Source organism: Solihabitans fulvus, assembly GCF_008386585.1.
In the GTDB taxonomy this organism is placed as follows: domain Bacteria; phylum Actinomycetota; class Actinomycetes; order Mycobacteriales; family Pseudonocardiaceae; genus Solihabitans; species Solihabitans fulvus.
The window spans coordinates 1-8,134 of sequence record NZ_VUOB01000109.1 but is presented as its reverse complement, the minus strand read 5'-3'; the positions used below and the strand labels follow the sequence as shown (position 1 = coordinate 8,134).

The 8,134-nt window shown below is 71.0% G+C and carries 6 protein-coding genes and 1 pseudogene; 6 read left to right on the top strand and 1 reads right to left on the bottom strand.

All coding sequences use genetic code 11. From position 1 onward, the window contains the following. From F0L68_RS44000 to F0L68_RS42960, 6 genes and pseudogenes are all read left to right on the top strand, one after another. Positions 1 to 251: pseudogene (locus F0L68_RS44000) on the top strand (YbaB/EbfC family nucleoid-associated protein); the annotation flags it as partial. Positions 252 to 278: 27 nt separating this feature from the next. After that, positions 279 to 584 (top strand): type VII secretion target, encoded by a 306-nt coding sequence (locus tag F0L68_RS40120; RefSeq protein ID WP_149855161.1) that lies wholly within the window; start codon positions 279 to 281, stop codon positions 582 to 584. Next, a complete protein-coding gene (locus F0L68_RS42965; protein WP_188317097.1) occupies positions 584 to 5,350 on the top strand; it encodes a DUF8616 domain-containing protein in 4,767 nt (1,588 codons plus the stop codon). The genes F0L68_RS40120 and F0L68_RS42965 overlap by 1 nt, the downstream gene beginning before the upstream one ends. Then, the gene (locus F0L68_RS40110; RefSeq protein ID WP_149855160.1) at positions 5,347 to 5,793 is read left to right on the top strand and encodes a hypothetical protein; all 447 of its coding nucleotides are present in this window, start codon (positions 5,347 to 5,349) and stop codon (positions 5,791 to 5,793) included. The genes F0L68_RS42965 and F0L68_RS40110 overlap by 4 nt, the downstream gene beginning before the upstream one ends. After that, a complete protein-coding gene (locus F0L68_RS40105) occupies positions 5,790 to 6,260 on the top strand; it encodes a hypothetical protein (RefSeq protein WP_149855159.1) in 471 nt (156 codons plus the stop codon). The genes F0L68_RS40110 and F0L68_RS40105 overlap by 4 nt, the downstream gene beginning before the upstream one ends. 123 nt (positions 6,261 to 6,383) lie before the next feature. After that, positions 6,384 to 7,670: a hypothetical protein gene (locus F0L68_RS42960; protein ID WP_188317096.1), complete on the top strand. Its 1,287-nt coding sequence runs from the start codon at positions 6,384 to 6,386 to the stop codon at positions 7,668 to 7,670. Here F0L68_RS42960 and F0L68_RS40095 read toward each other — a convergent pair. Then, on the bottom strand, positions 7,657 to 8,134 hold a 478-nt coding region (locus F0L68_RS40095; protein WP_223199569.1), incomplete at its 5' end, for an RNA-guided endonuclease InsQ/TnpB family protein. The genes F0L68_RS42960 and F0L68_RS40095 overlap by 14 nt on opposite strands.

The window sequence follows — 8,134 nt, the reverse complement described above, 5'->3', positions numbered from 1 at the left end:
ATCCTGGTGAGATCACCTCACTCGGCACCGAGGACTCGACCGCCAACACGATTCTCGCGAAGGCAAAGGAACAATTCCCGACGCCGCCACCGGAAGAGGAACCGGCCGCCCCGGAACTGACCAGGGACATCCGAATCGGTTCCGAAGAGGAAACCACCGCGCCGCCGCCTCCCCGCCCGGCGCCGCCCCGGCCCCGTCCCGCTCGTCCCGACGAGGATGACTGGCGAGACGACCAGTCCTTTCTTTCGTAATCCAGCGGCGCACCGGGGGAACCTGCAATGGGAGACAGCTTTGAGGTCGTCAGCGAGAATCTCGACGCCCACGGCAACACGCTGGACCAACTGACCGAACGGTTGCGGTCGGCCGTCGACGCGGCGCACCAGGTGACCATGTCCGACGACGCCTACGGCATCCTGTGCCGGCCCTTTGCACTGCTGCTCAAGCCGACCGAGGAGAAGGGCATCGGCGGCCTCAACGGCGCGGTCGACGCGATGACGGCGACCGCGGCGAACGTGCACGACACGGCCGCGTCGTACCAGGACATCGACGGCACCAACGCCACCCTGTTCCAGGTCGGTGAGTGATGGCCGGCAACCCGCTCGTCGTCAGCGCGGCCAGGGACAGCGGCGACGCGCTCGGCCAGGGCACCGGCCAGGAGGGCTGGGCCACCGGCGTCGCCGTCGCCTCCGATGCCGTCGACGCGTTCAACGGCATCAAGGACGGCAACTGGGTCGACGCCGGCCTGGGCATCGCCAGCTTCGCGATGGACGCCGTCGCGCTGGCCGTCGACCCGTTCGGTGTGCTGATGCAGTCCGCTGCGGCGTTCCTGATGGAGCACCTCCAGCCGCTCAAGCAAGCGCTTGACTGGCTGGCCGGCAACCCGCCGGTGATCCAGTCCTACGGCGCCACGTGGGGCTCCGTGTCCAAGGAGCTCAAGCAGGTCGCCACCGACTACGCCGCGGCGGTGCAGCAGGAGACCGCCGACTGGCAGGGCCAGGCGGCCGACGCCTACCGGGCGGCCGCGAAGGCGCAGACGGAGGCGTTGAACGGGGCCGGCGACCTCGCCGAGGGCGTGAGCACCGCGGTCACCATCATGGGCGCGGTCGTCGACTTCGTGCGCCAGTTCGTCCGCGACACCATCGCCGAGCTGATCGGCAAGCTGATCTCCTGGGTGTTGGAGGAGGTCTTCTCGCTCGGCTTCGGCACTCCCCTCGTGGTGGCCCAGGCGATGGGCGCGATCGCCCAGTACGGCACCAAGATCGCCAACAAGCTCAAGAGCCTGATCGAGACCCTCAAGAAGGCCTCTCCGCTGCTGAAGAAGCTGATCGAGGTCTTCGAGAAGGTCATCGCGCTGCTCAAGAAGTTCAAGAAGGCCGTGCACTCGAAGGTCGACGGCGCGTCGCGCAAGGCGAAGGGCGCCATCGACCACGTCACGGGCGGGAAGCTCAAGCTCGCCGAGAAGCACGGGATGGGCGGACACGAGCAGCAGATCGGCTTTGTCAAGCGCACCAACAAGGACGGCGAGCATCCCGCCGGTCATGGCGGCGGCGCGGGCGACTCGCCGGGGCATGCCGGCGGCCCGGAACACTCCCCCGGCGGCTCGACACCAGGCGACCACCCAGCCGGCTCGACGCCCGGCGACCATCCCGCCGGCTCGACACAAGGCGACCACCCAGCCGGCGCCGCACCTGGTGACCACCCGGCCGGCTCGACCCCAGGCGACCATCCGGCCGGCTCCGCACCTGGTGAGCGTCCGACCGGCTCGACGCCCGGCGACCATCCCGCCGGCTCGACACAAAGCGACCATCCAGCGGGGTCGGTGCCTGGCGAGCATCCCGGCGGTGGATCCGCGCCGGGCGAACACCCTTCGTCGGCCGACCATCCATCGGGAACCTCGTCGCCCAGCGACCGCCCGTCCGGCGGCTCGTCGCCAACGGAGAACCGTGCCACCGGCCCGACCTCCGAACACCCCACAGACTCGTCCCCCACGGAACACCCCGCCGGCTCGACGCCCACTGAACACCCCGCCGGCTCGACGCCCACTGAACACCCGACAGGCTCGACGCCGACCGACCGCCCATCCGACGGCGGGTCCTCGCCGACGGATCGTTCCGGCGGTGGCGACCCGTCGCCCGCCGCACATCCCTCGGGCGGCTCGGCGCCGAGCGACCGCCCGTCGGGCGGGAACGCGCCGGAGTCGGCCCCGCACCCCAACGGCGCGCCCGCGGACCGCGTGGCCGCACAACCGACGCACGAGGGTGGCTCCGCAGCACCGTCGCAGCACGACCCGGCACCCGTCGGCGGGCCATCGACCGGCCGCGCGGCCAACGAACCCACCGCGTCCACCCGGATGACCGGGAGTCTGGACGACGGTCCGCACGACCGGAGCTACGGCGGTGCGCCCGCAGAGCGTTCGCAGGGTGGCGGTCCCGGCGGAGAGGTGTCCCAGCCGCGCGACACCCAGGTCGCCTCCGCCGGAGTCGCGACGGAGCCGCAGCCAACCCACAGCCAACCGGCGGCCGAGCCGCACCGCGACCCGTCGACGTCTCCCGGCGCTTCGCCCGGTGGACAACCACCGATGGGTGGCGGCGGCATGCCCGGCGGGGCGCAGCGAGGCGGCGGCGCGCCGTCCGGTGGCGGCGCGGGCGGCCGTCCCGGCGGCGAGGGCTGGACCGGAAGGCCGGGCACACCGGGAGCTTCGGTCCCGCCACCGCACGAGCGCCCCGGCCCAACCGGCCGACCGGGGGAACGGCCGACCGGGGCGCAGAGCCGCCCGACCATGCCCGCACCGCGAGGCGAACGTCCCGGCGGCCCACCACACCGCCCGAACGAACCACGCCCCAACGCTTCCCGCCCCGGCGAACCGCACCCCAACACGCCACGCCAAGACCAACCACACCCCAACGGCGCCCACCCCAACGAGCCGCGCCCGAACGCAGCGCGCCCCGGCGAACCGCACTCCACTGCGCCCAGGCCGGGTCAACCACACCCGAACAACGCTCACCCGAACGAAGCCCGTCCCAACACCCCGCGCCCTGGCGAACCACGCCCCAACACGCCACGCCCCAACGAAACCCGCCCGAACACGCCCCGCCACAGCGAACCGCACCCCAACGAACCACGCCCGAGCCAGCCGCACCCGAACGCGGCTCACCCGAACGAAGCACGTCCCAACCCGGCTCGCCCGAACGAACCACGCCCCAACACCCCGCGCCCTGGCGAACCGCGCCCAAACACGCCTCACCCCAACGAGCCGCGCCCGAACGGCACGCACCCGGATCAACCGCGTCCAACCGGCTCGCACCCCAACGAACCACGCCCCAACACGCCGCGCCCCAACGAATCGCGCCCCAACACCCCGCGCCCAGACCAACCACACCCCAGCGCGACCCACCCCAACGATCCACGCCCGAACACGCCCCGCCACGGCGAACCGCATTCCAGCGAGCCTCGACCGAACCAGCCGCACCCGAACGCGGCTCGTCCCAACGAAACCCGCCCCAACACCCCTCACTCAGGCGAACCGCACCCCAACGGCGCGCACCCCAACGAAACTCGCCCGAACGCGGCTCACCCGAACGAACCGCGTCCCAACGGCACGCACCCGGCCGAAACGCATCCCAGCACTCGCCGTCCCGGCGAATCGCACCCTGGCAACGAACATCCGGTTGATGCCGGCGCGCGCGGCCCCGGCGAGGAGCCGAGGCGGCTCGGCCAGCAGGACCACCCGGGGTCCGAACCGCACCGCACCAACGAGAACCAGCCCCGCCAGCACCACGACGACCCGAACCACCAACACGATCCCGGGGCCGCCGGCAAGGGCGAGCAGCCGTCCAACGTCGAGTACGCGCAGGCGAACAGCACAAGGACGCAGGCCGGGGAGTCACTGCACGGGAACGACGCGGAAATGCAGCACCTGGCGGGTCTGGTGCCTCCCGACCCGCACGCGCACACGATTGACGGGCACGGCGGTCCGCACGGCATGGTCGTCGGCGACCGGACCTACGACGCGCACGAGTTCGCCGAGTACATGCGAAACAACCCGAACTGGGATGGCAAGACTCCCATTCGGCTGATCGGCTGCGACACGGGCAAGCTCCCGGACGGCTTCGCGCACGACCTGTCCAAGGAACTCGGCGTGCCGGTCATCGCCCCGACCAAGCCGGTGTGGTCGGACACCCAGGGCCGGGTGTTTTCCACGGGCTACACCAAGGGCCCCAACGGGGAATTGCACCCGAAGTGGCCGCCGGACGGCGAGTGGAAGACGTTCCATCCGGACGGCTCCAGTCACACCGTCGGCCACGACGGCTTCCCACCCGGCCACGAACACCACGATCTCAACGAGCACCCGGTGGATGCGCGGGCGCGTGCCGCCGAACCCGAACACCCGCACGAGGACGATCCCGAGTACGACCCCGTGCCGAAGGCGCACGAGGTGCTGCCGAGAGAGTCCGAGTTCGTCCCGTGGGATCGGCCGCACGACAAAACATTCGACCACCCTCCCGACTCGCCCATGGACATCAAGGCTCCGACGCCGGATCGCGACCGCTCGCCGGTCGGCGCACCGGTGGAGCACCCGTCGGAAGTGCCGACGGTGCTGGCCGAGCAGGAACTCAAGGCCCATTATCGGTACGACGTGACCTACGAGAACGGCCTGAAGACCTCGTTCTTCACCGACGAGCACGGCAAGGTGAAATGGGTCGAGGCAGAAGGCGGCCTCAAGAAGGCTCCGGACGGCACGGTCATCGGGTTCAACCCGGACATCGGCTACCCGTTGCTGCCAGACGTGAAGTACCGCGTCAACGACAACTGGACGTTCCACACCGACGAACACGGCCAGACCGACTCCATGACCGGTAAGCCCTCGTACCAAAAGTCGGACGGCAACTATCGGGACGACTCCGGTGACTACAGCGCGCAGGGTCGGGCAGGCGGCGAAGGGCGCGCGGCCTACGCGGGCACCGAGTACGAGGACACGAAATGGGCGGGCGGTCACCTCGGGCCGAACGAGGGAGACGCGCCAGGCGAGTACGTCAACATGTTCCCGCAGATGAACGCCTCCAACAGCGGACATGACAAGGACGGCTGGATCAACGCGGCGTCCTGGCGGAGGCAGGAGGAGGAACTCGCCAGTTACGGCAAGACTCCCGGCTGTAGCATCGACCAGCTTGAGGTGAGGATGACGCGCCGGGAGGACGGCGTCCCGGCCGAGGTGACGATGCGCTGGACGCAGACCGGACCGGGACCCGACGGTGTGCCCGTCACCAAGACGATGGAGCGGGTCTTCCCGAACAGGCCGGAGGACGTCAACTACGGCCCCAAGGTGAAATACAAGCGGAAGAGGACATGAACCCCGAACAGCTCATCGACCAGATGGTCGCCAAGCTGGCCGACGCAGCTCCTGCTGGTTGGGCCCGCATCGACGTCAAGGTGTGGGCGAGCGTGGTCGCCTTCCAGTTCGAGATCATGGTTCGGCTGGCGGACGGCAGCATGCCCGCGGTCTCCGCGCCGGCCGGACTCACCGACCTCGCCGCCGAGCTGCGTGCGGAGATGTACGAGGAGGACGAGGACAGGGGCGCGTGGTTCTCGGCCACGCTCGCGCTGACCGCGCCCGACGAGCGCGAGATCAGCTTCAACTTCGACGAGGATCCGCAGTGGTGGCCGTCGCTGCCGCCGACGGTGTTCGCGCTCGACGTCGAAGAGTTCCCCCGCAGCGACGAGAACACCCCGGACTGGCTTCGCGAGAAGCTCGTCGAGGCCGTCGCATACCGTGAGGAGGGCGGCGCACAGTGACCGCACCGAGGCAGCCGCTGAACCCGGTCGAGCAGAGAGCACTGCTGGACGAGCTGACGCTCCTGCTCCTGGACGCGCTGCCCGCTGGCTGGCAGCAGCTGGTGATCGAGTACAAGGCCATCGGCCGGCACATCGACGTCGGCGTCGGCGTGCGCACCCCGGACCGCGGCATGCAGGTCTGGGAGCCGCCGACGGAGGCCTGGCGGCTGCTCGCCCGGTTGCGGAAGGGGATGTACGGCGAGGGGCTGGGCACCTGGTTCTCCGCGCGCTACGGCATCGACGCCCCCGACACCTTCACCATCGACTACAACTGGCGCAACGAGCCGGTGTGGGCGCCCGCGCCGCCGCCCGCCGAGGCGTACACCGACGAGCTTCGACGCTTCCCCCGAACCGACGAGAACATCCCGGACTGGTTCCGGGCGAAGCTGCCGGCCGACGGAGAGACGTCCGACTCCTCCGACCGATAGGTCCGGCATCGTGGCGCGGCGTCCGATACCGTGCCGCTGAGAGCGAAGACGGGCTGCCTGTCACCACCGTCCCGGCGGGCGAGGGTGATCGGCTGCCGTGGGGGCGTTTGAGAGGATCAGGGCATGAGTCAGCCGCCGGTGCAGATGGACCAGGCGCAGCAGGATCAGCTCGTCCGGCAGATCGGGCGGGCGCTGTTGCGCGCGCTCCCGCCGGACTGGCAGCAGGTGCGGGCCGAGTACCGGGCCGCGGGCAGGCACATCGAGGTGGACATCTTCGTGGCCGGGCCGGACCGGGTGCCGCGCCCGATCCGGCCGCCGATGGAGGTCGTGCAGATGCTCGGCGAGCTGCGGGCCGGCATGTACCTGCCCGGCGTCGGCACCTGGCTGAGCGCGATCTACCAGCTGACCGCGCCGAGCGACTACAGCGTGGACTTCAGCGCCGACGCCGAGCCGCCGTGGCGCAACGCCCCGCCGCCGATCGGCTTCCAGGACGAGCTGCGCACCTTCCCGCGCGCCGACGAGCGGATCCCGGACTGGCTGCGGCAGCGAGCCGGCCTCCCGCCGCTTCCCCCGCCGCCGCCCGAGCCGGTCCAGGGCACGCCGCCGCAGGGCGCGCCTCCCCAGGGCACGCCGTCCCAGGGTGTGCCGCAGCAGGGTGGTCAGCAGCAGGGCTTCCCGCCGCAAGGCGACCAGCCACCGGGGTTCCCGCAGCAGAGTGGTCAACCGCAGGGGTTCCCGCCGCAGGGCGACCAGCAGCAGGGGTTCCCGCCTCAAGGCGCGCAACCGCAGGGCGTTCCGCAGCAGGGGCCGCCGCCCCAGGGTTTCCCGGCGCAGGGCTTCCCTGAGCAGGGCGTTCCGCAGCAGGGCGGGCAGCCGCAGGGCACGCCACCGCCCGGTTTCCCCGTTCAGGGCGGGCCGTCCCAGAGCACACCGCCGCACGGGTTTCCCGCGCAGGGCGCGCCGCAGCAGGGCTTCCCCGCGCAGGGGATGCCGCAGGAGGGTGTCCCGCAGCAGGGCGTGCCTCAGGCGGGTGGCTCCCAAGCAGCGCTGCGCACCGCGAAGGTGTTCGACGGCACCGCGCCGACCGGGCGGCCCTTCGCGGACCGGCCGCCGCTGGCGCCCGATGAGCGTGACCGACTGCTCGCGTACCTGGACAGCGCCCCCATCGTGCTCGCCGCGCGGAGCTACGACACGGACGAGCTCGCGCCAGACGAGCCGCCCGCCGTGCCGCTGACCTTCCGCACGGACGGCGCCTGGATCTGGGCCGGTGCGGTCAGCTACTACCTCGGCAAGTACCGGCTGCCGCCGGACCCCGAGCTGCTCGCGCACATCCGCGGCCGAGGTTACGAGCTGCCCGAGGTGGACGAGGCCACCAAGGCGCGCGCGGTCACGATCATCACTGGCCATTGACATCCTCTCCGCCCTGATGGACGGAGATTCCCTCCACGCCGCGCGTGGACCGCGCGGCGTCCGGGTGGGTTACCGTTTCGCCGCGCGGTGCCGGGACGAGTCCTGGTCTTACCCGCGCTCCACGGTCGTTGAAGTCCGCCTGTCCGGCGGCCTTGATGTTCCTGGCGGCGTTGACGTCCCGGTCGTGGACCGACCCGCAGGGGCAGGTCCACGACCGGACGCTGAGTGGCAATTTCTCGCCAATCCGGCCGCAGTCCGAGCACCTGCGGGTGGAGGGGAAGAACCGGTCCACCATGGCGAAGGCACGCCCGTAGCGTGTGGCTTTGTACTCCAGCATCGCGGTGAAACCGGCCCAGCCGGCGTCGTGCACGGACTTGGCCAGCCGGGTCCGGCCCAGACCGGCCACACACAGGTCCTCGACATACACAGCTTGGTTGTCGCGGATGATCGCCGTGGACAGCTTG

What these genes read in the sequence shown, in the direction of transcription:
- F0L68_RS40120 (WP_149855161.1), top strand. Translation starts at nt 279, where the DNA reads ATGGGAGACAGCTTTGAGGTCGTCAGCGAGAATCTCGACGCCCACGGC.
- F0L68_RS42960 (WP_188317096.1), top strand. Translation starts at nt 6,384, where the DNA reads ATGAGTCAGCCGCCGGTGCAGATGGACCAGGCGCAGCAGGATCAGCTC.
- F0L68_RS40110 (WP_149855160.1), top strand. Translation starts at nt 5,347, where the DNA reads ATGAACCCCGAACAGCTCATCGACCAGATGGTCGCCAAGCTGGCCGAC.
- F0L68_RS42965 (WP_188317097.1), top strand. Translation starts at nt 584, where the DNA reads ATGGCCGGCAACCCGCTCGTCGTCAGCGCGGCCAGGGACAGCGGCGAC.